This is a genomic window from Nocardiopsis camelliae (genome assembly GCF_028993595.1).
GTDB classification, from domain to species: domain Bacteria; phylum Actinomycetota; class Actinomycetes; order Streptosporangiales; family Streptosporangiaceae; genus Nocardiopsis; species Nocardiopsis dassonvillei.
On record NZ_CP118614.1, the window covers coordinates 3,281,012 to 3,304,803 of the forward strand.

Sequence of the window (23,792 nt, forward strand, 5' to 3'; positions counted from 1 at the left end):
TCACCTCGCGGAGGCGAAGGAGGCGGTCTCCCCGCTGGGCGGCTCGTCCCAGATCACCCGTGGCGCCAGCACGGTCGACAGGATGCGGTCCACCACCTGTTCGGCGGTGATGCCGTCGGCCAGGGCGTCGAAGGTCAGCACCAGGCGGTGGGCGATGACGTCGTGGGCGAGCACCCGCACGTCGTCGGGGAGCACGTAGTCGCGCCCGCGCAGCAGGGCCAGGGCCCGCGCGGCCGAGACCAGGCCCAGGGTGGCGCGGGGGCTGGCCCCCATCTCCAGCACCTGGCGCAGGTCCGGCATCTGGTGGTTCTCCGGCTCGCGCGTGGCCATGACCAGCCGCACCACGTAGTCGGCGATGAGCTGGTGGACGTGGACGCGCTGGGCGTCGGACTGCAGCTCGCTCAGGGTGACGGGGTCGAGCACCTGGTGCGCGGTGGGCGGGGTGGTCGACATCCGGCGCAGGATCTCCATCTCCTCGTGCGCGCGCGGATGGCGGACGTTGATCTTCATCAGGAACCGGTCGCGCTGGGCCTCGGGCAGCGGGTACACGCCCTCGGACTCGACCGGGTTCTGTGTGGCGATGACGATGAACGGGGAGGGGAGCGGGTGGGTGGTTCCGCCCAGGGACACCTGCCGCTCGGCCATGACCTCCAGCAGGGCCGACTGCACCTTGGCCGGGGCCCGGTTGATCTCGTCGGCGAGCACGAAGTTGGCGAAGACCGGCCCCAGCTCCACGTCGAACTGCTCGGTGGAGGGATGGTAGATGCGCGTGCCGACGATGTCGGAGGGCACCAGGTCCGGTGTGAACTGCACGCGGGCGAACGAACCCCCGGTGACCTTGGCCAGGGTGGACACCGCCAGGGTCTTGGCGATGCCGGGCACGCCCTCGATCAGGCAGTGCCCTCCCGCGACCAAGGCGATGAGAGAGCGCTCCACCATGCGCTCCTGGCCCACGATCACCCTGGACACCTCGTGCAGCGCGGCGCGCAGCAGTCGGGTCGGTTCGCCCGGAGCGCTGTCCGGGCCCGCGGAGGGCGTTGAGCCGTTTGCGCTCTCTGCCATGTGCCGCCTTCCTAGCAGGGAGCCCCGACGCGGGGGCACCGGATAGGTTGTGGATCACTCACCTGTGGTGACACTACCCGTTTCGCGGGCACCAGTCCGGTACACAACGCGGCGAAGCGGACGGCCGGAGTGGAGGGCAAGGGGGATGACATGGCGGTTCCCACGATGGGGCTGAACGAGGGTGATCCACGTCAACTGGGCGGCTACCGCCTGCTGGGGCGGGTGCGCGACTCCTCCCTCGGGGTGGTCTACCTGGGCAGGGACGGGTCCGGGAACCAGGTGAGCGTCGCCGTGCTCGACTCCGGCGCCGCGGGCGACGGCGGCGCGCGCGAGCGGTTCGCCGAGGCGGTGCGCCGCAGCCCCGACGTGGTCGCGGCCCGCACGCACGGGCGCTCGGCGCTGTGGGTGGCCCTGGCCCACGACGGGTCGGGCGCGTCGGCGGAGGACTTCCTCAAGGTGGCGGCGCGCTCGGGCCGGGCGGCCGCGCGCGGCCCGGTGGTGATGCCGCACTGGGCGGGCTCGCGCGGTCCCGTCTCGGTGCGGTGGGCGCCCTGGGCCGGGCGCAGGGACAGCGCCGTGGCGGCGGGGGAGAGCAACTGGTGGCTGATCGGCGGACTGGGCCTGGTGCTGGTGCTCATCCTGCTGTTGGTGTCGCTGCTGTACTGGTGGATGCTCCAGTTCCCGCCGCCGGAGATGCCCAGTCCGGCGCAGCCCCCCGAGGCGCAGGAGAGCCCGGAGAGCCCGCAGGGTCCGGGGACGCTCCCGGGCGAGGAGGAGGGCGAGGGCGGGGGAGCGGAGCCGACGCCGGTCGTGCCCACGCCGGGGGAGGGCGACGGCGAGTGGGGCGACAACCCCGAGGACAACCTCTAGCGGGGGGAGTACGCGGCTCGGGAAGCACGCGAGGGGTCCGGTTCCGGTACCGGACCCCTCCCTTGCACCCGATATAAATCTACGTCGTACAGGTGGCGGTCCTTTTCTTGAAAAACGAAAAAACACGAGATCGCGCGGCTACGCCGCACGGTCCTACTGATCTTCCTCCCGGAAGCGGTTCGGCGTGTCGCGGCGGTCCGGGGACGTTGCCTAGAACGTGTTCAGGGTCCTTTAGTGGCGCTGTCGGGAGGCGGTTCCGGTCCGGCGCAGGGGCGGGAGGCCGCGGGCCTCTGCGTCCGGCTCAGCGGCGGGCCCGTCGCGGCGTCGGTGCGCGGGCGCTCCGCGGGCTGCCTATGCTGGTCCGCGTGCTGAGAAAGGTGGTCGCGACGCGGTACGTGCTGCCGCTGCGCGAAGGAGGTTCGCTCCCGGGGTTGGTCGAGGCCGACGACCTGGGCATGTACGTGGTCAAGTTCCTCGGGGCGGGGCAGGGGCGCAAGACGCTGGTTGCCGAGGTCGTCGCGGGGGAGCTGGGCCGCGCCCTTGGCCTGCCCGTTCCGGAGCTGGTCACGGCGGAGTTCGACGCGGTGATCGGCCGCAGCGAGCCCGACCCCGAGGTGCAGGAGCTACTCAAGGCCAGCGGTGGGCTCAACCTGGGGATGGACTTCCTCCCCGGTTCGCTGGGCTTCGATCCGCTGACCTTCGAGGTGGACCGGGGGTTCGCCGGGCGGGTGCTGTGGTTCGACGCCCTGACCGGCAACGTGGACCGGTCCTGGCGCAACCCGAACATGCTGCTGTGGCACGGGCGCCCCTACCTGATCGACCACGGTGCGACGCTGATCTTCCATCACAACTGGGCCAACGCCGAGCGGTTCGTGCACCGCCCCTACGACGCCTCCGACCACGTGCTGTCGGGTGCGTCGCCGGACCTGGCCGCCGCGGACGCGGACCTGGCGCCCTTGGTGGACGAGGGTCTGCTGCGCCGTGTGGTGGAGCTGGTGCCGGACGAGTGGCTGGTGGACGAGCCCGGGTTCGACGGTCCCGGGGATGTGCGTGAGGCGTATGTGCGGTACCTGCTGGCCCGGGTGGCCGAGCGTTCCTGGCTGCCGGAGGTGACGGGATGAGCGCCCCGAGGCGTTACAGCGACGCGGTGACGACCGGTCGTGTGGGTGAGCGGCGTGAGCGTGCGGTGTTCGAGTACGCGCTGTTGCGGGTGGTGCCGCGGTTGGAGCGCGGTGAGTGCGTGAACGCCGGGGTGATCGTGTACTGCCAGGAGCGGGGGTTCCTGGGGGCTCGTTCGGCGTTGGACGAGCGGCGGTTGCTGGCGGTGGACGCTGAGGCGGACGTGGCGGGTGTACGGCGTGCGCTGGAGGCGGTGGAGGTGATGTGCCGTGGCGGCGCGGGGGCGGGTGCGGCCGGCCGTGAGCGTCCCGGTCAGCGGTTCCGGTGGTTGACGGCTCCGCGGAGCACGATCGTGCAGCCGGGGCCGATCCACGGTGGTCTGACGGAGGATCCGGAGGGCGAGGTCGTGCGGTTGCTGGACCGGCTCGTAAGGTAACCGTCCGGGCCGTAACGGACATCACAGGCATTCTGGGGGATAAAGAGGAGGCGATCCGCGGGTTCGGGATGTTGGTATGGGAGTGTCCGTCGTCGGCGGGGCTCCTCCTTCCGGCGCTTTTCCCGTTCCTGAACTGGAGTGCCTGTGCAGTCCCCGAACTCCCCCTCCGCGGTCCCTGACCGGGAGGCGGTCGAGAGGTCCTCTTCCCCTGTCCCGGTTTCTTCTCCCGCCCCCGAACCGGAGGCGGGTGGGCGCTGGACGCCCTCGCGCAAGTCGGTGGCGCTGCTGGTGCTGGTCCTGGGTGTGCTGACGGCGACCGGGCCGTTGGCGACCGACATGTACCTCCCGGCGTTCCCCCAGATCACGCGGGATCTGGGGACGAGTGAGGCGCAGATCCAGCTGACGCTGACGGCGATGATGCTGGGCCTGGCCGTGGGCCAGTTGGTGATCGGGCCGTTGAGTGACGCGGTGGGCCGTCGTGGTCCGCTGTTGGTGGGTGTGGCCCTGTTCACGGTGACGTCGGTGCTGTGCGTGTTCGTGCCGGACGTGACGCTGTTCATCGCGCTGCGGTTCGTGCAGGGTGTGGCCGGTGCGGCGGGTGCGGTGATCGGTCGTGCGGTGGTGCGTGACCTGTTCGCGGGCGATGACGCGGTGCGGTTCTTCTCGCGTCTGGCGCTGGTGATGATGCTGGCTCCGCTGTTGGCTCCGTTGGCGGGTGCGCAGTTGCTGCTGGTGGGTCCGTGGCAGTTGAGTTTTTGGGTGCTGGCGGTGATGTCGGCGCTGAGCTTCGTGCTGGTGTTGGTGTGGTTGCCGGAGAGTCTGCCGGTTGAGGACCGTCGTCGGCAGGGTCCTCGTCAGTTGGTGGCGACGGTGGGTGGTCTGCTGCGTCAGCCGCGTTTCTTGGGTCCCGTGCTGACGATGGGGCTCAGTTTCGGGATGTTGTTCACGTACGTGTCGGCGTTCTCGTTCGTGTCGCAGACGGAGTTCGGTGTCTCGCCGCAGTTGTACGCGGGGCTGTTCGCGGTGAACGCGCTGGGGATGATGGCGGGTACGCAGCTGAACGGTTTCCTGGTGGGTCGTGTGGAGACGCTGCGGCGCCTGGGGATGGGGCTGGTGCTGGCTCTGTCCTCGGTGGGTGTGCTGGCGGTATTGGCGGTGCTGGGTGCGGCCCAGTTGTGGATGGTCGTGGGGTTGCTCGCGTTGATGATGCTCAGTGTCGGGTTCATCATGCCGAACGCGACGGTGACGGCTCTGGACGGGCAGCCGGCGGCTGTGGCGGGTACTGCTTCGGCGTTGATGGGTGCGTTGCAGTTCGCGCTGGGCGGTGGTGTGGCGTCGCTGGCGGGGCTGACGGAGACGGGTGAGCCGTCGTTGGTGAGTATGGCGGTGGTGATGGTGTCGGTGGCGGTGCTGTCGTTGCTGGCGTATGTGTGGTCGGTGCGCACGAAGGTGCGGTGAGCGTTTTTCGGTGGTGTGGGCCCGGTGCCGTGGGTGGGGCGCCGGGCCCTGCGTGTGTGGTGCCGGGTCGGGTGGGTTGTGGCCGCGGTGTGGTCTGGGGCGTTGCGGGTCTGCGTTCCGGGTTGCCGTGTGGTGGGGAAATGGGCACAGTAGGTCGCAATCCCCCGATTGAGGTGGGCCTGTCCGGCCTGTCTTCCGATGCGGCAAGAGGATGAGTGGGTATGGGCGGTCCGAGTGTCACTCCTGGTATGTGGGCTCGGGGTCTTTCCGGGCTGAGCGACCTGGTGTACGGGGTGGCCACGGAGGAGGCCCATGCGGAGGTGTTCTCCGTGCGCGGTGAGCGCGGCCGGTGGGAGCGGGTGAAGGCCGGCGGGTTCGCCACGGAGGTGACGGCGGTCGCCAAGGGTCTGGTGGCGGCCGGTGTGGGTGAGGGCGACCGGGTCGTGGTGGTGTCGGGGTCGCACCAGGACTGGGTGCGGTTGGCGTTCGCCGTGTGGTCGGTGCGTGCGGTGCTGGTGCCGTTGCCGGAGTCGGTGTCGGCGGAGCGTTTGGCGCACGTGGTGCGGCAGACGCGTCCGGCGGCCGCGGTGGTGCAGGGCGATCGGTCGTTGCGTACGGTGTCGGGTTTGCAGCGTGAGTTGCCGGACCTGGGCCGGGTGTGGCGGATGGATGCTGGTCTGCCGGGTGTGGTGTCGCTGGGTGCGTACATGGACGCGTCGTCGGTGCGGTTTCGTCGGGACGGGGCTGTGGCCGAGGACGTGGCGGTGGTGCTGTATCCGGTGAGTACGGTGTCGCGGCTGACGCGGGGTGTGGTGTTGTCGCACGGGGCGTTGTTGTCGGCGGCGGCGGATGTGGTGGACCGGATGTGGCCGCGGTTGTCGGAGTTGCCTGAGGGGCGGGCGAGCACGTTGTTGGATCTGCCGTTGTCGCAGATCTCGGGGTTGGCCGCGTTGGTGGCGTGCATGGTGGGGCGTGTGCGTGTGGGGTTGGCGGGCCCGACGGGGTTGATGCGGCAGGTGGAGGCGTTCAAGCCGACGGTGCTGGTGTGTTCGGCCCGTGTGTTGGAGGGTGTCTTCGACGTCGAGCGGGGGAGTGCGCGTTCGACGGGGTGGGACTCGTTGGGCACGTTCAACGCGGCGGTGGAGTCGGCGGTGCAGTTCGACCGGTCGCCGCGCAGGAGTGCGTGGCAGCGGTTGTCGCGGACGATGTATGACTGGCAGTTCTCGCGGGTGCGGGAGTTGTTCGGTGGCCGGGTGCATCTGGCGGTGTGCTGGGGTGGTGGGCTGTCGGACCGGTTGGACTCGTTCTTCGGCGGTGTGGGGATTCCGGTGGTGCAGGCGTTCGGTACGGCCGAGGCGGCGGGTGTGTTCACGGCCGGTGCTGTGGGGGACCGGGTTGCGGGGACGGTGGGGCGTGCCCTGGAGGGTCGTGAGGTGTGGGTCTCGCGTGAGGGCGAGATCCATGTGCGCGGCGGTGCGGTGTTCTCGGGGTACTGGGGTGAGGGTGAGGCCTCGCGGAGTGCGTTCCGTGAGGGGTGGTTGGCGACCGGGTACGCGGGTGAGGTGGACGCGGACGGGGTCGTGAGTGTGGCGGGCCGGTTGCGGGTGCAGGCGGCGACGGAGGAGTTGGCGGGGCGGTTCGTGGCGCGCGGGGTGGATGAGGCGCCCGCGTTGGAGGGCCGTGTGCTGGAGGGGCCTGGGGAGCGTGCCCTGGAGGGGCGGCCGGTGCGGGAGCGGCGTGCCTCTGAGGAGGGTGCGCGTCGGCGGGAGGCGCCCGCGTTGGAGGGGCGTGCGTTGGAGGCCGCGGTGGAGCAGGAGCCCGGTGCGGCCTCGGATGGGGGTTCGGGGGAGATGTTGGCGGTGACGGCCGCCTTCGCCGCGGTGGATCCGGCCGGGGTCGGGGAGCCCGCGGTGGTGGAGGCGCGGGAGCAGCGTGTGGAGCGGGGGGACGCGGACCTGGTGGCGGAGTTCGAGGCGCGGTTGCGTGCTCATCCGTTGATCAGTCAGGTGTTGGTGATCGTGGAGGGGCGGCCGTTCGCGAGTGCGTTGGTGACGTTGGTGCGTGACCAGTTGGAGTACTGGCGGTTGGTGAACGGTCGGCCGTTGGCGATGGCTGCGGAGGAGATCGCGGGGGATCGTGATCTGCTGCGTGAGGTGCAGGGGTTGGTGTACGAGGCCAATCGGAGTGTGCCGCGTCATCTGGCGGTGCGGTCGTTTCACGTGTTGGCGGAGGAGTTCACGGTGCAGTCGGGGTTGGTGCACGCGTCGGGGGAGTTGCGGCGTGAGGCGGTGCTGCGGGCGTTCTCGGAGGAGATCGACGGGTTGTACCGGGTGCGTCGTGAGCAGTAGTAGGGGGTAGTGGGCGGCGGTGTTGGGGCCGCGGTTCGGACCGGGTGGTCTGGGCCGCGGCCTTTGGTGTGTGGTGTGGGCTGGGGTGGTTACTGGCCGTTGAGGAAGGCCAGGACGGCCAGGACGCGGCGGCTGTCGTCGGAGGAGGGCGGTAGGTCGAGTTTGGTGAAGATGTTGTTGATGTGCTTGCTGACGGCTTTTTCGGTGATGTAGAGGCGTGCGGCGATGGCGGAGTTGGAGCGTCCTTCGGCCATTTCGGACAGGACTTCGCGTTCGCGGGGGGTGAGTTGGGCCAGGGGGCCGCTCTGGTCCTGGCGGGCGAGGAGTTGGGAGATGACGGCGGGGTCCATGGCGGTGCCGCCGTCGGCGACGCGGCGGACGGCTTCGATGAACTGGCCGATGTCGAAGACGCGGTCCTTGAGGAGGTAGCCGACGCCGCCGGTGTCGTCGGAGAGCAGTTCGCGGGCGTAGAGCTGTTCGACGTGCTGGGAGAGCACGAGGATGGGCAGGCCGGGGATCTGGGTGCGGGCGGCGATGGCGGCTTGGAGGCCTTCGTCGGTGAAGGTGGGGGGTAGGCGTACGTCGACGACGGCGACGTCGGGTTTGTGTTCGGTGAGGGCGGTGTGGAGTTCGGGGCCGTTGTCGACGGCGGCGACGACGGTGAAGTCGTGTGCCTGGAGGAGGCGGATCAGTCCGTCTCTGAGGAGGGCAAGGTCTTCGGCGATGACAACACGCACGGGATCTCCAGGGTCACGATGGTGGGGCCGCCTGGTGGGCTGGTGATGTTCATCGTGCCATCAAAGGCGTCCAGGCGGCGGCGGATGCCGGCCAGGCCGCTGCCGGGGGCGGGGGTGGCGCCGCCGGTGCCGTTGTCGGTGGTGGTGATGACGAGGCGGTTGCGGCCGTGGTTGATGTGGATCCAGGCGTGGGTGGCGTGGGCGTGTTTGGCGGTGTTGGTGAGGAGTTCGGCGATGGCGAAGTAGGCGGCGGATTCGACGGGGTCGGCGGGGCGGCCGTGGAGGTGGATGGTGACGGTGATGGGGAGGTGGTGGGTGAGGGCGAGGGCGTGGACGGCGCCGTGGAGGCCGCGTTCGACGAGGACGGGTGGGTGGATGCCGCGGACGAGGTCGCGGAGTTCGGTGAGGGCGTGGCGGGTGGTTTCGCGGGCTTCGGTGAGCATGGCGCGGGCGGTTTCGGGGTCTTTTTCGACGATTTGTTCGGCCATGCCGAGGTTCATGCCCAGGGCGACGAGGCGGGCTTGGGCGCCGTCGTGGAGGTCGCGTTCGATGCGGCGGATCTCTGAGGCCTGGGTGTCGATGGTGTGGGCGCGGCTGGTGGCCAGGTGGGCGACGCGGGCGGTGAGTCGGGCTTTTTCGGAGGGGGAGAGCAGGAGGCGGTTGAAGCGTAGGTAGGTGTCGGCGGCCAGGGGGATGAGGAGCCAGCCCAGGGTGATGAGGGCCAGGGCGGGGATGAGGATGATGAGTTGGTTGAGGGTGGTGGTGGGGGTGTAGGTGTCGTAGAGGGTGGGGCCGGTGAGGTTGAGGGCGAAGAGGAGTTGTTCGATGCCGTGGGCGATGAGGGTGAGGGGGATGGTGACGAGGAGGAAGCTGGCGGGGGCGGAGATGAGCCAGAGCAGGTCTCTCCAGGTGGCGGGGTCGGTGATGATGGCGGTGCCGCGGCGGGTGATGCCGGTGGGGGGGATGGGGCGGTAGGCGGAGGCGATGGGGCGGTGTAGGGGGCGGGTGGTGGGGGTGGGCAGGCCGGGGGTGGCGGTGCGGCCTCGGGGGGTTTTGCTGTTTTTGATGAGTAGGTGGCTGAGGGTGCGGCGTTGGCTGTCGGCGAGGGTGCGTAGGAGGAGGGCGGTGAGGATGACGAAGGGTAGGCCGATCCAGGTCAGGGTGAGTACGGCCGAGAGGACGACGAGGGGGAGCAGGAGGAGGGCGGCGATGTTCTGGGAGAGCAGGAGGAAGAGGTAGGCCAGGGTGGTGAGGCGGCCTGCGCGGTGGTGGGGTGCGGTGGCCATGGGTGGTTCTTCCGTTCCTGCGCTCGTGGGTGCTGGTGTCTATTGTGTCCTGTTCGCGGGTGTGGGCGCGGTGGTGTGGGCTCCCCTGTCGCGGGGGTGGGGGCAGCGGTCAGGAGGGCTCCCGGCTGGTGCGGGGGCCCTCCTGGGCGTTGTGTTCGGGTGTTTTCAGGGCCAGCGCATGTCGGTGGCGGGGCCCAGGTCGCTGACGCGGGTGCTGCTGTGGGCGTCCAGGGCCTTCTTGAGTTGGTCCCAGGACTGGCGGGGGGTGTTGTCGGTGTTGTTGCAGGTGCGCTGTTGGCAGGCGGTGTGCTGGGACATGGCTCCGGCGAAGCGCAGGGGGTCGTCGGTGTTGGTGTGGCCCCAGCGGCTGATGTTGGCCCACTGGTCGGCCTGGATGCCGTCGGTGCGGTAGATCTGGGGGATGACGTGGACGCGGGGGTTGCCTCCGCCGGCCATGTGGTGGACGTCGGCCAGGCGCCAGCCGTTGGCGCAGTCGCCTGAGCCGGTGGTGGGGCAGGAGTCGGCGGAGTTGGCGGCGTAGAGCGGTGTGGTGGTGGCCTGGGTGTAGGCGGCGAGCCAGTCGCGGGCCCAGGCGGGGGTGGACCAGGAGGGTTCGGCGTCCAGGGCGGCGGTGATGGTGACGGCCTCGGTGGTGGAGGCGTCTTGGGCGGTGGTGACCAGGTCGGCCCAGCGTTGTCCGGCGTGGGTGCCGGTGACGCCGCCGTCGTCCTTGTTGTTGACGCCCAGGGCCAGGTGGGCGGTGGCCTGGCCGGTGCGGCACTCGGTGAAGCCCTGGGCCCAGTGGTGGGCGTAGGCGGCGGCCTTGCTGTAGGCGGAGCGGGGTGTGGTGGAGTTTCCCGCCCTGCCGGGTTCGCGTAGGGTGTCGTCCTTTTCCTGGGTGCCGAAGAAGAGGATGCGCGGGCCGGTGGCGCCGGTGCGTCCTTCGGTGCATCCGGCCTCGTGGGCGTGGGTGGAGGTGGCGTCGGTGAGGGGGACGTAGCGGCTGGTGGTGTGGCCGGGGTAGGTGGCGGTGATGGTCGTGGTGGTGGCGTGGGTGGGCGTGCCCAGGGCGGTCAGGGCGGCGGCGAGCGCGGTGGTGGCGAGCATGCGTGCGGTGGAAGCCATGGGGCCATTGTGTGGGATAGTGACCGGTTGTGCACGCATCGTGATATGGGTGGCGTGTTCGGGTTTTGGGGTGGTGCGGCGCCCGTGGGTTCGGGTTTTTGGCGCAACTCGCCGCCGACGATTTCCCGTGGGTTGCCACGACCTGTGATGATCAGGAGTGTGTGGCGTGAACTGATCCTGGAGATGTATCCCGAGGCCGATCTGAGCGATCCGGCCGATGAGGTGACCCTGGCCGAGGTGGAGAAGCACCTGATGCTGCCCCTGCCCTTCGAGCTGGCCTCGTTGCTGCGCGAGACCGACGGGGTGACCAACGAGTACGGGGACGCGGTGGTGTGGAGTGCGCGGCGTCTGGTGGAGGACAACCTGGCGATGCGCCGGGAGCCGGACTATCTGGAGCTGTACGCGCCCTTCGACGAGATGATCTTCTTCGGTGACTCCGACATGGGGCCGCAGTTCGCCTACGTGCACACCGACTACGGTCCGGGGATCGTGGTGTGGGACCATGAGAGTGACCGGCGACGCCTGGTGGTGGTGTCGTTGCGCGACTACCTGGCGCGGTGTCTGATCCAGGGCAACTCCTGGTTTCGTTGAAGTGTGGTGAGAGTAGGACCATGTCGGAGCATGGCGGGGTTGGCGTCGTCGTTCAGGGCCGGGAGGTCGCGGATTTTCCCGAGTGGGCTCCGGAGGCGGCGCGTGGCCGGGTGCGGCGGATCACCGTGACGGGTGAGGAGGTGCTGCACCGGCGTGGTGTGGATGTGGCGCCGCAGATGTTGGGCTCGGCGGAGTTGGCCGCTCTCATCGACGACATGTTCGTGACGATGTACGCTGCCGAGGGTGTGGGGTTGGCGGGCAGTCAGGTGGGTGTGGACCTGCGGGTGTTCGTCTATGACTGCCCTGATGATGACGGTGTGCGTCATGTGGGGCACGTGGTCAACCCGGTGTTGGACGAGCGCGACCCCGATGACGCGGTGGTGGTGGAGTCCGAGGGGTGTTTGTCGGTTCCGGGGCCGCACGCGGATCTGGGGCGGGTCGAGCACGCCACGGTGCGGGGTGTGGACCGTGACGGCGAGCCCGTGGTCGTCAGCGGCAGCGGGTACTTCGCCCGGTGTCTGCAGCACGAGACCGATCACACGCTGGGCCGGTTGTACGTGGACCGGTTGAGTGCGCGTGAGCGCAAGCGGGTGCTGAAGAAGATGAACGAGATGGCCCATGACGTGTTCGCGCGTCGTGAGGAGCGGGCCGAGGAGTTGGCGAGGGAGCTGGCCGGCTGATCCGGGCTGCGTGTGGGGGTGTTCCGGGTGCGGAACGCCCCTTTTTTGTGGTGCGGGGGTGGTTGGTTGGGGCGGGTGTGGAGGGTCCTTTGGTCGGGTCGGCGGGCCGAAGTGGCGGATGTGGGGGCTCCATTGGGGGTGATTGGCTCCTTTTGTGGCCCCGTCGTTGGGGGTTGTGGCCTTTTCGTGACCGTGGGGGGCGGTAGATTGCCCGGCATGCGTAACGGGGACGAGGTCGGCCAGGAGCCGACGCAGCGGGTGGTCATCTACACCGACGGGGCGTGCAGCGGCAACCCCGGTCCGGGCGGGTGGGGGGTGTGGCTGCGCTACGGCGGCCACGAGAAGGAGCTGTACGGGAGTGAGGCGCAGACCACCAACAACCGGATGGAGCTGATGGCGGCGATCCGGGCGCTGGAGAGCCTGCGCCAGCCGCTGCCGGTGCTGGTGCACACCGACTCCTCCTATGTGCGCAACGGGATCACCTCGTGGCTGCACGGGTGGAAGCGGCGGGGTTGGCGCACGGCCGACAAGAAGCCGGTCAAGAACGTGGACCTGTGGCAGCGCCTGGACGAGGTCGCCTCACGCTATGAGGTGGAGTGGCGCTGGGTGCGCGGGCACAGCGGGGACGAGGGCAACGAGCGCGCCGACGCGTTGGCGCGGCGCGGACGCGACGAGGCCGCCGGGGTGTAGGGGGCGGTGCGGGGAGGGCGGCGAACGCGGGTGTTCGCCGCCCTCCCCGTGTGTTCAGCCGCTCTCGCGGGCCAGGGCGTTGACCATCAGGCGGCGCGGGCCGGGGCCGGCGGAGGCCAGGGCGTCGTCGGGGTTGGACAGGGTGCAGGTGTCCAGGGACAGGCAGCCGCAGCCGATGCAGTTGGTCAGGTCGTCGCGCAGGCGGATGAGTTGGCTTATGCGGGCGTCGAGTTCGGTGCGCCACTGCTGGGACAGGCGGGCCCAGTCGTCACGGGTGGGGGTGCGGTTGTCGGGCAGGGTGTCCAGGGCCTGGCGGATGCGTGCCAGGGGCATGCCCACGCGTTGGGAGATGCGGATGAAGGAGACCCGGCGCAGGGTGTCGCGGCGGTAGCGGCGCTGGTTGCCGGCGGTGCGGCGGCTGTGGATCAGGCCCTGGCGTTCGTAGAAGTGCAGGGCTGAGACGGCGACTCCGGCGCGTTCGGCCACCTGGCCGACGGTGAGTTCCTTGACGATGGGTGCCACGTGTTCATCCTAGGGCGTGGCCGGTGGTGCGGTGGGTGCCGGTGAGGGCGTAGAGGCGTGCGTAGGCGCCGCCGCGGACCAGGAGTTGGTGGTGGGTTCCGGTTTCGGTGACGCGTCCCTTGTACAGGAGCAGGATGCGGTCGGCGGTGCGGGCCAGGGCGGGTTGGCGGGTGAGGGTGAGCAGGCCGGTGTCGGGGGTGGTGGGTGGGTGGGCCTGGTCGTGGGCGGGCGGGTCGGTGAGCACGAGCAGGCGGGTGTTGGTGCGTTGGGCGTAGAGGGCGCGGGCCTGGTGGACGCGGGGGAGCAGGGCGGGGGGTAGGGCGTCCAGGGGTGTGTGCAGGCGGTGTGGTTCCAGGCGGGTGTGGGTCAGGGCGTGGGTCAGGTGGGGGTCGTCGGCTCGGGGTGTGTTCTGGCCGGTGATGGTGTGGGCCAGGGTGGGGCGGGGGGTGAGCAGGTGGGGGCGGGTGTGGGTGGCCAGGTGTCCGTGGGTGGGGGTGGTCTGGCCGGTGAGCAGGCGGGTCAGGGCGGTGGTGGCCTTGTCGGTCAGGCCGACCAGGGCCACGTGTTCGCCGGGGTGCAGGGTCAGGTCGAGGTGGTCCAGGTGGGGGGTGAGGGACACGTCGTGGAACTCCACCAGGGGTGGCAGGGGGGTGGTGCTGGGGTGGGTGGTGCTGCGGAGCTTGCCTCGGTTGGAGATCCTCACGGGTGTCCGTTCGTGTGGTGTGGTCGTCACCAGCCTGGGATTGTCCTGCGCGGGTGAGAGTTCTCGTGATCTGTTCGTGTCCTTGGTCTCGCTGGGTGGAACGGCTGGTGGGGCTGGTTGGTTCCCGGTGGCGGCAGGAAGGGTGGGGTGGACGACCTTGCGGTCGCGGTGCGGGGGCGCTGGGATGGGTGGCATGGGGCACGAGGTGGTCATCGTCGTCTTCGACGGTGTGCAGAGTCTGGATGTGGCGGGGCCGTTGGAGGTGTTCTCCGGTGCGGGCAGGGCGCCGGGAGGGCGTTACCGGGTGCGTACGGCGTCGTTGGGCGGTGGGGCGGTGACCTCCTCCAGCGGGTTGGGGTTGGTGCCGTCGGTGGCGTTGGAGCGGGTGGGGCGTGTGGACACGCTGGTGGTGCCCGGAGGTGAGGGGACGCGGTGCCCGGACGGGGCGCTGGTGGAGTGGTTGCGGGCACACAGCGGCGGTGCGGGGCGGGTGGCGTCGGTGTGTACGGGGGCGTTCCTGCTCGCGGGGGCGGGGGTGTTGGACGGGCTGCGGGCCACGACGCACTGGGCGCACTGCGAGCGGTTGGCGCGGGAGTTCCCCGCGGTGCGGGTGGAGGCTGAGCCGATCTTCGTGCGTCAGGGGCGGGTGGTGACGTCGGCGGGGGTGTCGGCGGGGGTGGATCTGGCGTTGGCGTTGGTGGAGGAGGACCTGGGGCGGCAGGTGGCGTTGGCGGTGGCGCGTCATCTGGTGGTGTTCCTGCGCCGTCCGGGGGGTCAGGCGCAGTTCTCCGCTCAGTTGTCGGCGCAGGTGGCGCAGCGTCCGGCGGTGCGGGAGATGCAGCACTGGATCGCTGAGCACCCGGATGGGGAGGCGACGGTGGAGGCGCTGGCGCGGCGGGTGGGGTTGTCGCCCCGTCAGTTCGCGCGGGTGTTCGCCCGGGAGGTGGGGTGTACGCCGGGCCGGTACGTGGAGCGGGTGCGGTTGGAGGCGGCGCGGCGGTGGTTGGAGGAGGGGGAGGCGTCGGTGGTGGCGGTGGCGCGGCGGTGCGGGTTCGGGACGGCGGAGGCGATGCGGCGGTCGTTCGTGCGCAATCTGGGGTGTCCTCCGGCGGAGTACCGGGCCCGTTTTCGGAGTGTGTGAGCCAGGTTTCCTCGTCGGTGTCGGTGGTGTGCGGGAGAAAGGGTGTGGTGTGTGGTGCGTGCGGCGATCGTGTTGTTCGAGGGTGTGACCCTGTTGGACGCGGTGGGCCCCTATGAGATGTGGGCGGGGTTGCCTGGGGTGGAGGTGGTGTTCGTGGGTGCTGAGCGCGGGCCGGTGCGTGACAGCGGTGGTCGGGGTGCTCTGGTGGCCGACGCCGCGTTCGAGGAGGTGGGTCAGGCCGATGTGGTGTGTGTGCCCGGTGGTCCGGGGCAGGTTCGGCACATGCGGGGCGGCCCTTTGGTGGAGTGGGTGCGCGGGGTGGACGCCGCCAGCAGGTGGACGACGTCGGTGTGTACGGGGTCGCTGATCCTGGCCGCGGCGGGGCTGTTGCGGGGCAGGCGGGCGACCTCGCACTGGTTGGCGTTGGAGCAGTTGGGACGCTGGGGTGCGGTTGCCACGCAGGAGCGGGTGGTGGTGGATGGCCGGTATGTCACCGCCGCCGGGGTGTCGGCGGGTATCGACATGGGGCTGATGCTGGCCGAGCGGATGGTGGGGCGGGAGGTGGCGCAGATGGTGCAGTTGGCCACCGAGTACGATCCGCGGCCGCCTTTTGACGCGGGGTCGCCGCGGACGGCTCCCGCGGAGCTGGTGGCGCGTGCGCGTGCGCGCTCGCGGTTCCTGTTGGAGGGGGCGTGAGCGCTTTCGCGGCGTCGGGGTGAGCGCGGTCACGGGGCGGCGGGGTGCGGGGCGGGGTAGGAACACCGCACCTGTTCCCCCGAGGTGAAGGAGCGTGTGGTCGTGGAGCATGTCGCCGCCGTGGATGCGAGCGTGCACAGCATCGTGAGGCAGTACCGGGGTTTCGCGGACGGTTACGCCCAGGACGCGGCTCCGGCGTACGCGCGTATCGCCCGGGCGCTGGCCGGGGACGAGCGGGTGCTGGAGCTGGTGGCCTCCCTGCCCGCGGGCAACAAGCGCCAGCCCAACCTGTTGCTGGGCGCGGTGCGGTTCCTGGGCGGGCCGGTGGGGGAGTGGGCGGATTTTCGCGCCTGGCTCCTGGAGCACTGGGAGGCGGTGCGGGCGGTGGTGCTGGAGCGCTACACCCAGACCAACGAGGTGCGCCGGTGCGCGACCCTGCTTCCGGTGCTGGCCGCTCTGGAGGGGCCGTTGGCGCTGGTGGAGGTGGGGGCGTCGGCGGGGTTGTGCCTGTACCCGGACCGGTACCGCTACTCCTTCGACGGCGGGGCGCCGATCGGTCCGCAGCGGAGTCCGGTGCTGCTTGAGTGTGCGACCTCGGGGCCGGTTCCGGTGCCCGAGCGGGTGCCGCGGGTGGTGTGGCGGGCGGGGATCGACCTGAACCCGTTGGACGTGCGCCGCGAGGAGGACGTGCGGTGGTTGGAGGCGCTGATCTGGCCGGGGCCGTATGAGGCCGGGCGGCGGGAGCGGTTGCGGGCGGCGGCGCGGGTGGCGGCGGTCGAGCCGCCCGTGCTGGTGGCCGGTGACCTGGTGGGGGAGTTGGAGGCGGTGGCGGCGCGGGTGCCCGCGGGGGCGCGGTTGGTGGTGATGCACAGCGCGGTGCTGGCCTATCTGGACGAGGCGTCGCGGGACGCGTTCGTTGAGGTGGTGCGGGGGTTGGAGGGGCACTGGGTGTCGAACGAGGGTGCGGCGGTGCTGCCTTCGTTGGAGGGTCCGCGCCCTGGGGTGGGTACCGATTTCGCGTTGGCGTTGGACGGGCGTGTGGTGGCCTTCGCGGGTGAGCACGGGCAGCGGTTGACCTGGGCGGGTTGAGGCGGGGCGGCCGTTGGCGGGTACGCGGGCCGGGCCCGCCGCGCGATCGGGCGGGCCCGCGTGGGGCGGTGTGGCCCCGTCCCCGGATGGGGGCGGGGCCGCACGCCTACCAGGGGTGGGGGTGGGCGTCGACCTCGGCGATGAGTTGGGCCTTGCGCTGGGGGGTGAGGAAGGAGGCGGTGAAGGAGTTGCGGGCCAGTTGGCGCAGCTGTTCGGCGCCCAGGCCCAGGTGGGTGTGCAGGGCCTGGTAGTTGTCGTGGACGTAGCCGCCGAAGTAGGAGGGGTCGTCGGAGTTGACGGTCACCAGCAGGCCGGCCTCCATCAGGGCGGGCAGGGGGTGCTGGGCCAGGTCGGGTACGGCGCGCAGGCGCACGTTGGACAGCGGGCACACGGTCAGCGGGGTCTGGGTGGCGGCCAGGTGGGCGACCAGGCCGGGGTCCTCCAGGCAGCGGATGCCGTGGTCGATGCGTTCGGCGCCCAGGAGGTTGAGGGCCTGCCAGATGTAGGAGGCGGGGCCCTCCTCGCCGGCGTGGGCGACGCGGCGCAGGCCCAGGTCGCGGGCGGCGGCGAAGACCTCGGTGAACTTCTCGGGCGGGTGGCCGACCTCGGCTGAGTCCAGGCCGACGGCGCTGATGTGTTCCAGGTGGGGGCGGGCCTGGTGGAGGGTGTCCAGGGCTTCGGCGGCGGGGCGGTCGCGCAGGAAGCACAGGATGAGGCTGGTGCTGATGTTGTGGGTGTGTTCGCTGGTGTGCAGGGCGGCCATGAGGCCGTTGATCACCGTGTCCAGGCTGATGCCGCGGCCGGTGTGGGCCTGGGGGTCGAAGAAGATCTCGGCGTGGCGTACGCCCTGGGCGGCGGCGCGGTCGAGGTAGGCGGTGGCCAGGTCGGTGAAGTCGGCTTCGGTGCGCAGGACGTCCATGAGGGCGTAGTACAGGTCCAGGAAGGACTGCAGGTCGGTGAAGGAGTAGGCGCGGCGCAGGGAGTCGACGTCGGGGTGGGGCGGGGTCAGGCCGTTGCGTCGGGCCAGGGCGAAGGCCAGTTCGGGTTCCAGGGTGCCTTCGATGTGGACGTGGAGTTCGGCCTTGGGGATGGGCATGGTGGTGCTCGCGCCTTCGTGGTCGGGGTTGCGTGCTGGCCATTGTGGCTGATGGGTGGGGGTGCCCCGGCCGGATCGGTGTGGGGTGTGGAGCACACGTTGGGGCCCGGCCGCGCGGGGTGCGCGGCCGGGCCGGGTGGGCGTGCGGGGTTATGTGCGGCCGGGGCGGTCGTTGTGGCCGGGGGTCCAGTTCAGGGCGCTGGCGCGTTCCATGAACTCCTCCACGGTCAGGTCGCCGCGGGCGAAGCGGTCGGCCAGGGTGCGGCGGGCCTCCTCCTCGGGTGAGGCGGGGCGCGGCGCCCAGGGCGGGCGGTGGCCGCGGCGGGCCAGGACGAAGGCCAGGGCGCCGAGCAGGATGAGGGTGAGCAGGAGGAACATCAGGGCTCCGGGGAAGACGAAGGCGGGCGGTCCCTGCCCCCAGTGGGGGTGGGCTGCCAGGGCGGTCGCTGCGGTGACGGTGTTCATGGGTTCACTGTGTCCGGGGCGCGGGGTCGCGGTCGTCCCCCCGCGGGCGGTACCTGTGCTGCGTCCGGGTGCGTAGGGCGTCTGCGCCTGTGGTGCCACGACAGGGCGGGGTTGGGCGGCCTAGGGTCGTGGTGTGAGTGGTGACAGGCGGATGCGCCGGGTGGTCGCGGACCTGGTGATGGGTGTGGTGCTGGGCGCGGTGGCGGTGGGGTTCGTGCGCGGCCAGTTGGTGTGGCAGCGGCGCGGTGGGGGCGGGCACGGCGGCCCCTGGCGGGGTGGGCCGCCCGCGGGGTGGGACGTGGACTGGGGTGCGGTGGTGGTGCCCTGGTCGGTGTGGGTGGGTGTGGGGGTGTTGGTGTGCGCGGTGGCGGTGCGCCGTGTGTGGCCGGTGGCGGCGTTGGTGGTGGCCGCGGTGGGGGCGGCGGTGTTCGTGGGGGCGGGGCACCCGGTGGGGCCGGTGCTGGTGTTGCCGGCGCTGGTGGTGTTCTCGGCCGCGATCCGGGTGGGTGCGGGGGTGTTCTTGGCGTGGACGGCGCCGTTGGTGGTGGCGGTGGGGTTGCTTTCGCGGGCGGATGAGCCCTGGTGGGGGTTGGCTGACGGGGGTGCGCTGGTGGGGGTGGTGTTCGCGGTGGGGGCGATGGCCTTTCCCGCGGGCGGTGGGGTGTTCGTGCGTGCGCGGCGTGAGGCGCGGCGGCGTGAGCGCCAGGAGGAGGTGGACCGCCACCGCTACGAGGAGCGGTTGCGTATCGCCCGGGAGGTGCACGATCTGGTGGGGCACAGCCTGTCGGTGATCAGCATGCAGGCGTCGGTGGCCCTGCACGTGGTGGATCGTCGGCCCGAGCAGGCGTCGGTGGCGCTGGCGGCGATCCGTGACAGCAGCCGGTCGGCCCTGGAGGAGTTGCGGGGCACGTTGGCGGTGTTTCGGGGTGGGGTGGAGGTGGCGGGTCGGGGTCCGTTGCCGGGGTTGGGGCGTGTGGAGGCGTTGGTGGGGGAGTTGCGCGGGGCGGGACGTCGGGTGGAGGTGGTGTGGGAGGGGGAGGCGGTGCGGGTGCCCGCGGCGGTGGACCACGCGGCGTTTCGGATCGTGCAGGAGGCGTTGACGAACGTGGTGCGCCATGGCGGTGAGGGTGCGTCGGCGCGGGTGCGGGTGGTGTACACCGAGCAGCAGGTGCGGGTGTGGGTGGCCGATGAGGGTGTGGGTGTGGTGGGGCCGGTGCGTGAGGGGTCGGGGATCGCGGGGATGCGTGAGCGTGCGCGTGCGGTGGGCGGGTCGGTGACGGTGGGGTCTGGTGAGGGTGGCGGGTTCGTGGTGCGGGCGTCGTTGCCGTTGGGGGGTGAGCGGTGAGCGTGCGGGTGGTGGTGGCCGATGACCAGGCGCTGGTGCGGATGGGGTTGCGGGTGTTGCTGGAGGGGGAGGCGGACCTGGAGTTGGTGGGTGAGGCCGCTGACGGTGGGCAGGCGGTGGAGCTGGTGCGTCGGCTGCGTCCGGACGTGGTGTTGATGGACGTGCGGATGCCGGTGGTGGACGGGTTGGAGGCGCTGCGGCGGATCGCGGGCGAGGAGGCGCTGGCGCACACCCGGGTGGTGGTGTTGACGACGTTCGAACTGGACGAGTACGTGTTCGAGGCGTTGCGTGCGGGGGCGTCGGGGTTCTTGATCAAGGACAGCGACCCGCAGGAGATGTTGGCCGCGGTGCGGGCGGCGGCGCGGGGTGAGGCGTTGTTGTCGCCGTCGGTGACGCGGCGGGTGGTGGCGGCGTTCGTCTCGCGTGAGCCGGGCGGGGGGCGGGTGCCGCGGTTGGAGGTGTTGACCGAGCGTGAGCGTGAGGTGGTGGGGCTGGTGGGTGAGGGGTTGAGCAACGAGGAGATCGCGGCCCGTTTGGTGGTCTCCCCGGCGACGGCGCGCACGCACGTGAGCCGGGCGATGGTCAAGCTCGGGGCCCGGGACCGGGCGCAGCTGGTGGTGTTCGCCTTCCGGGCCGGGCTGGTGCGCTGAAGGGGTCGGCGGGTAGGTTCGGCGGCGACGGTGTCGGGCGCGTGGGAGGGGCGGGCTGGATGGGCGTGGATGTGGCTGCGGTGCGGGCGGACACTCCTGGGGTCGTGGGGGCGGCGCATCTGGACAACGCGGGGTCGTCGTTGCCGCCGCAGGTGGTGGTGGAGGCGGTGGTGGATCACCTGCGCCTGGAGGCGCGGGTGGGGGGTTACGCGGCGGCCGAGCTGGCGCAGGCGCGGGTGGAGGGGTTCTACACCGCGGTGGCGCGGCTGGTGGGTGCGCGGCCGCAGGAGATCGCGTTCACCGAGAGTGCGACGCGGGCGTGGGAGTTGGCGTTCGGTTCGGTGGTCTTCGCCGAGGGGGACCGGGTGCTGACCACGGCCAGTGAGTACCCCAGTAACGCGCTCGGGATGGTCAAGGCGGCCCGTGAGCGGGGTGTGCGGGTGCAGGTGGTGCCCGACGACGCCGACGGGGTGATGGACGTGGTGGCGCTGGAGCGCGAGTTGGCTCAGGGTGGGGTGCGGGTGGTGGCGCTCAACCACATGCCCACGCACAACGGGCTGGTCAACCCGGCCGAGCGGATCGGGTCGCTGTGCCGCAGGTTCGGGGTGTTGTTCGTGTTGGACGCGTGCCAGTCGGCGGGCCAGTGGGATCTGGACGTGGAGCGGCTGGGGTGCGACGTGTTGGCGGTGACGGGGCGCAAGTTCCTGCGCGGGCCGCGGGGGACGGGGTTCGTGTACGCGCGGTCGGGGGCGGACCTGGGGGAGCCCGCGGTGGTGGACGTGACGTCGGCGCACTGGGAGGGGCAGGGGTACCGGGTGCGCGAGGACGCGCGCCGGTTCGAGAGCTTCGAGCGCAATGTGGCCGGTCAGATCGGGTTGGGTGTGGCCGTGGAGTACGCGTTGGCGGTGGGGATGGAGCCCGTCCGGGAGCGGGTGGGGGCGCTGGCCGAGCAGGCCCGGGACCGGTTGGGTGCTCTGGCGGGGGTGCGGGTGCTGGACCGGGGGGCGGTGCGGTCGGGGATCGTGACCTTCGCGGTGGAAGGTGTGGCGGCCGAAGGGGTGCGTGCGGCGCTGGGGGAGGCCGGGGTGCGGGTGAGCGTGTCGCGGTTGTGGAACCAGGTGTGGGAAGAGGGTGTGGGGGTGGACGAGGCGGTGCGTGCCTCGGTGCACTACTTCAATACGGAGGCTGAGGTGGAGGCGTTGGCGGACGCGGTCAAGGGGTTGTAGGCGCGTCGGGGGCGCACGCCGGACGCGTCGGGGGCGGTGGTCTTCGCCGTGCGCGGATCGGTGTGGCTGGCCGGTTACCGGTGTGGCGGAGCGGGTGGCGGACGGCTCGGTCGCGGATGTCGGCGTCGCGGGCCGCGGGGCCGGGCGGGTCCCGGACGCGGGCGGGTGTTGACGGTGCCCTTGGGGCAGGGGCCACACTCACATCCCATGAGCACCCCACAGCCCCGCGAGGGGCTTTCCCGGGGGGAGTTCGCCCGTGCGAGCGGGCTCTCCCCCAAGGCGCTGCGGTTGTACGAGCGCTCGGGTCTGCTGGTCCCCCACCGGGTGGGCGCGGGCGGGCACCGCCTCTACCTCGCCGCCCAGGTGGAGCGGGCCCGGCGCATCCGCCTGCTGCGTCAGATGGACATGCCCCTGGCGGTGGTGGCCGAGGTGATGGCGCAGGAGGGCGGGCAGGCCCTGGAGCGGGCCCAGGCGTGGTGGCGGGCCCAGGAGGAGGCGCTGCGTTCGCGGCGCGCGGCCCTGGCCGAGCTGAGCCTGTCCTGGGGCGGGGCGGCTGAGCAGGACCCGGAGCCGGTGTGGCGGGTGCGCCGCGAACACGTGGCGGCGGCCAAGGTGGCGGCGGTCCGGGCCCGCACCGACCAGCAGAACCTGGTGGCGACCCTGCACGGGCGGGCGCAGGCGCTGCGCCGCCTGCTGGTGGGGCAGGGTGCGCGGCCCGGCCCCGGGTTCTGGGTCCTCTACCACGGTGCGGTGACCCCGGACGGTCCCGCGCCGATCGAGGTGGCGGTGCCCTTCACCGGGCACGCCGAACCCGAGGGGGAGGCGGTGATCCGGGTGGAGGCCGCCCACGTGCGCGCGGTGTGCGAGGTCAGGCGCGGCGACTGCTTCTATCCGCGGATCATGGGCGCCTACAGGGCGGTGGAGCGGTGGATGCTCCAGCGCGGCGCGCACGCGGCGGGGCCGTTGCGTGAGGTGTATGGGGCCTCCTGGGATGAGGTGGCCCAGGACGCGGTGTTCGCGCTGGTGGAGCGGCCGATGAGACAGGCGGGACGCGGATGAGCGCGGTGGAGGTGGACCGGTGGGCGGCGCACACCCCCTACAGCGACCCGGGCCGGCACGCGGGCGTGCTGGCGGGCCTGCCTGGGGATGTGGCGGGGCTGGGGCGGGTGCTGCGCGGGGTGGTGACCCACTACCGTGGCGGCGGGCAGGTGCTCACCGGGGAGCGGTTGGCCGAGATCGATCACCGGTGGGTGGAGGCGATGCTGGCCACCGACCAGGCCCGCTGCCCGGGGCCGTGGACGCGGCCCCGGGCGCAGCCGCTGGTGGGGTGCTGTCGTGACTTCGCGCTGGTGACGGTGGCGGCGCTGCGGGAGCGGGGGGTGGCGGCGCGCACCCGGGTGGGGTTCGCCTCCTACCTGAACGAGGGGTTTTGGACCGACCACGTGGTGAGCGAGTACTGGGACGGCGGGCGGTGGGTGTGGGCGGACACCCAGTTGGACCCGGCGGGCCCGTGGCCGGTGGATGTTCTGGACATCCCGCGCGCGCCTGAGGCGCGGGGCGCGGTCTTGGCCAGTGCGGCGCAGGTGTGGCTGGCCCACCGGGCGGGGGAGGTGGACGCCGAACGCTACGGGGTGCACCCGGACCTGCCGTGGCGGGGTGCGGGGTTCGTGCGCGCCTACGTGCTGTTGGAGTTGGCGCACCGCCAGGGCGAGGAGGTGTTGTTGTGGGACACCTGGGAGGCCATGCGGGCCGAGGACGACGGTGTGTTCGACGAGGTGGCGCGGTTGCTGGTGGCGGCGGACGGCGGGGACGGGGCCGCTGAGCGGGAGTTGGCGTACCGGTACGCCCGCGGGGGGCGGTTGAACCCGGGAGGGCGGGTGCTGTGCGCGTCGCCGTCGGGGTTCGTGGGGTGGGTGGACCTGGTGCGGCGGGTGGTCGAGCCGGGGTGAGGGGGTGCGGGCCGCCGGGGCAGGGGGCGGCGGGGTTCACACCGGCAGGAGGATCAGCAGGGTCGGCAGTGCCAGGACGAGCATGAGGCACCCTCCGGCCGCGGGGGTGGTGCCTCGGGGTGCGGTGGCCTCCAAGTCGGCGATCATGTGCCGTTGGGCCGGGCACCCCGGGGTCACGACGTCCTCACGGCTGAACACGCGGCAGGGCAGCCCCGTCATGAACTCGGCGTCGTACTGGCGTCCGCACAGGGAGCAGCGGGGGTCGTTCGGCTTCACGGTCGTGGTCCCTCTCGTCGAAGATCGGGCCGTGCCGCGTGGCCACCCGGCCGGTTCCCCGGCCTGGTGACGCAGGTGGGCCGTCCGGTGCGGTCGTGCGAGACGGCTTCACGTTCCTCTCGGACAGCGACAGTGCCGGGGCGGCCCCCGGCCGTTCGTGTGAGGGCGTCCCTCGTCGTCGGTGCGGCGGGTTTCGCCGCCCGCCCCGGGCGGGCCGTGGCCCTCCCGGGGC

25 protein-coding genes are annotated in these 23,792 nt (G+C 71.6%); 16 read left to right on the forward strand and 9 right to left on the reverse strand.

The features are described 5' to 3' along the window. The gene (locus PV789_RS14290) at positions 1–1,062 is read right to left on the reverse strand and encodes an AAA family ATPase (protein ID WP_047871649.1); all 1,062 of its coding nucleotides are present in this window, start codon (positions 1,060–1,062) and stop codon (positions 1–3) included. A gap of 150 nt (positions 1,063–1,212) precedes the next feature. Here PV789_RS14290 and PV789_RS14295 point away from each other — a divergent pair, with 150 nt between their 5' ends. The 5 genes from PV789_RS14295 (at position 1,213) to PV789_RS14315 (ending at position 7,293) form a co-directional block, all read left to right on the forward strand. Further along, entirely contained in the window at positions 1,213–1,932 is a 720-nt protein-coding gene (locus tag PV789_RS14295; RefSeq protein ID WP_274977889.1) for a protein kinase family protein, read from the forward strand. Between the two features lie 353 nt (positions 1,933–2,285). After that, complete coding sequence (locus PV789_RS14300) at positions 2,286–3,053, forward strand: HipA family kinase (protein WP_274977890.1); 768 nt, start codon at positions 2,286–2,288, stop codon at positions 3,051–3,053. After that, complete coding sequence (locus PV789_RS14305; RefSeq protein ID WP_013152991.1) at positions 3,050–3,487, forward strand: DUF3037 domain-containing protein; 438 nt, start codon at positions 3,050–3,052, stop codon at positions 3,485–3,487. The genes PV789_RS14300 and PV789_RS14305 overlap by 4 nt, the downstream gene beginning before the upstream one ends. 144 nt (positions 3,488–3,631) lie before the next feature. After that, positions 3,632–4,945 carry a multidrug effflux MFS transporter gene (locus PV789_RS14310; RefSeq protein WP_274977891.1) on the forward strand — a complete coding sequence of 438 codons (1,314 nt, stop codon included), beginning with the start codon at positions 3,632–3,634 and terminating at the stop codon, positions 4,943–4,945. A 248-nt stretch (positions 4,946–5,193) separates the two neighbouring features. Continuing rightward, positions 5,194–7,293 carry an AMP-binding protein gene (locus PV789_RS14315; protein WP_274977892.1) on the forward strand — a complete coding sequence of 700 codons (2,100 nt, stop codon included), beginning with the start codon at positions 5,194–5,196 and terminating at the stop codon, positions 7,291–7,293. An 89-nt stretch (positions 7,294–7,382) separates the two neighbouring features. Here the strand turns inward: PV789_RS14315 and PV789_RS14320 are convergent, their stop codons facing one another. The 3 genes from PV789_RS14320 to PV789_RS14330 form a co-directional block, all read right to left on the reverse strand. Further along, positions 7,383–8,030, reverse strand: coding sequence for a LuxR C-terminal-related transcriptional regulator (locus PV789_RS14320; protein WP_274977893.1), 648 nt, complete (start codon positions 8,028–8,030; stop codon positions 7,383–7,385). Further along, positions 7,982–9,316 (reverse strand): sensor histidine kinase, encoded by a 1,335-nt coding sequence (locus PV789_RS14325; RefSeq protein ID WP_274977894.1) that lies wholly within the window; start codon positions 9,314–9,316, stop codon positions 7,982–7,984. Before PV789_RS14325 ends, PV789_RS14320 begins: the two co-directional genes overlap by 49 nt. 165 nt (positions 9,317–9,481) lie before the next feature. Further along, entirely contained in the window at positions 9,482–10,423 is a 942-nt protein-coding gene (locus tag PV789_RS14330) for a hypothetical protein (protein WP_498049385.1), read from the reverse strand. A gap of 165 nt (positions 10,424–10,588) precedes the next feature. Between PV789_RS14330 and PV789_RS14335 the strand changes: the two genes are divergently transcribed. From PV789_RS14335 to rnhA, 3 genes are all read left to right on the forward strand, one after another. Continuing rightward, the gene (locus PV789_RS14335; protein WP_013152997.1) at positions 10,589–11,032 is read left to right on the forward strand and encodes an SMI1/KNR4 family protein; all 444 of its coding nucleotides are present in this window, start codon (positions 10,589–10,591) and stop codon (positions 11,030–11,032) included. 20 nt (positions 11,033–11,052) lie between these two features. Next, positions 11,053–11,712 (forward strand): peptide deformylase, encoded by a 660-nt coding sequence (gene def / locus PV789_RS14340; RefSeq protein WP_274977896.1) that lies wholly within the window; start codon positions 11,053–11,055, stop codon positions 11,710–11,712. Positions 11,713–11,928: 216 nt separating this feature from the next. Next, positions 11,929–12,402: a ribonuclease HI gene (rnhA, locus tag PV789_RS14345; RefSeq protein WP_274977897.1), complete on the forward strand. Its 474-nt coding sequence runs from the start codon at positions 11,929–11,931 to the stop codon at positions 12,400–12,402. Between the two features lie 54 nt (positions 12,403–12,456). Here rnhA and soxR read toward each other — a convergent pair whose 3' ends face one another. Together soxR and PV789_RS14355 are read right to left on the reverse strand one after the other, a co-directional pair. After that, entirely contained in the window at positions 12,457–12,924 is a 468-nt protein-coding gene (soxR, locus tag PV789_RS14350; RefSeq protein ID WP_047872170.1) for a redox-sensitive transcriptional activator SoxR, read from the reverse strand. Positions 12,925–12,928: 4 nt separating this feature from the next. Continuing rightward, a complete protein-coding gene (locus PV789_RS14355; RefSeq protein ID WP_274977898.1) occupies positions 12,929–13,627 on the reverse strand; it encodes an ABC transporter ATP-binding protein in 699 nt (232 codons plus the stop codon). 193 nt (positions 13,628–13,820) lie between these two features. On the opposite strand from PV789_RS14355, the gene PV789_RS14360 reads away from it, so the two are divergent. The 3 genes from PV789_RS14360 (at position 13,821) to PV789_RS14370 (ending at position 16,553) form a co-directional block, all read left to right on the forward strand. After that, positions 13,821–14,768, forward strand: coding sequence for a GlxA family transcriptional regulator (locus PV789_RS14360; RefSeq protein ID WP_274977899.1), 948 nt, complete (start codon positions 13,821–13,823; stop codon positions 14,766–14,768). Between the two features lie 54 nt (positions 14,769–14,822). After that, a complete protein-coding gene (locus PV789_RS14365; RefSeq protein WP_368045829.1) occupies positions 14,823–15,464 on the forward strand; it encodes a DJ-1/PfpI family protein in 642 nt (213 codons plus the stop codon). Between the two features lie 102 nt (positions 15,465–15,566). Further along, the gene (locus PV789_RS14370) at positions 15,567–16,553 is read left to right on the forward strand and encodes a DUF2332 domain-containing protein (protein WP_274978141.1); all 987 of its coding nucleotides are present in this window, start codon (positions 15,567–15,569) and stop codon (positions 16,551–16,553) included. A gap of 106 nt (positions 16,554–16,659) precedes the next feature. Here the strand turns inward: PV789_RS14370 and PV789_RS14375 are convergent, their stop codons facing one another. Beyond that, a complete protein-coding gene (locus tag PV789_RS14375; RefSeq protein ID WP_274977901.1) occupies positions 16,660–17,649 on the reverse strand; it encodes an adenosine deaminase in 990 nt (329 codons plus the stop codon). Positions 17,650–17,799: 150 nt separating this feature from the next. Then, a complete protein-coding gene (locus tag PV789_RS14380) occupies positions 17,800–18,114 on the reverse strand; it encodes an SHOCT domain-containing protein (RefSeq protein ID WP_274977902.1) in 315 nt (104 codons plus the stop codon). A 133-nt stretch (positions 18,115–18,247) separates the two neighbouring features. Between PV789_RS14380 and PV789_RS14385 the strand changes: the two genes are divergently transcribed. From PV789_RS14385 to PV789_RS14405, 5 genes are all read left to right on the forward strand, one after another. Further along, positions 18,248–19,459, forward strand: coding sequence for a sensor histidine kinase (locus tag PV789_RS14385; RefSeq protein WP_368045830.1), 1,212 nt, complete (start codon positions 18,248–18,250; stop codon positions 19,457–19,459). After that, positions 19,456–20,109, forward strand: coding sequence for a response regulator (locus PV789_RS14390; protein ID WP_274977903.1), 654 nt, complete (start codon positions 19,456–19,458; stop codon positions 20,107–20,109). Before PV789_RS14385 ends, PV789_RS14390 begins: the two co-directional genes overlap by 4 nt. 59 nt (positions 20,110–20,168) lie before the next feature. After that, entirely contained in the window at positions 20,169–21,335 is a 1,167-nt protein-coding gene (locus PV789_RS14395) for an aminotransferase class V-fold PLP-dependent enzyme (RefSeq protein WP_274977904.1), read from the forward strand. A 207-nt stretch (positions 21,336–21,542) separates the two neighbouring features. Continuing rightward, a complete protein-coding gene (locus tag PV789_RS14400; protein ID WP_274977905.1) occupies positions 21,543–22,394 on the forward strand; it encodes a MerR family transcriptional regulator in 852 nt (283 codons plus the stop codon). Further along, positions 22,391–23,284: a transglutaminase-like domain-containing protein gene (locus PV789_RS14405; protein WP_274977906.1), complete on the forward strand. Its 894-nt coding sequence runs from the start codon at positions 22,391–22,393 to the stop codon at positions 23,282–23,284. The genes PV789_RS14400 and PV789_RS14405 overlap by 4 nt, the downstream gene beginning before the upstream one ends. A gap of 36 nt (positions 23,285–23,320) precedes the next feature. On the opposite strand, the gene PV789_RS14410 is transcribed toward PV789_RS14405, so the two are convergent. Further along, the gene (locus PV789_RS14410; protein WP_274977907.1) at positions 23,321–23,560 is read right to left on the reverse strand and encodes a hypothetical protein; all 240 of its coding nucleotides are present in this window, start codon (positions 23,558–23,560) and stop codon (positions 23,321–23,323) included. Positions 23,561–23,792: the final 232 nt, after the last annotated feature.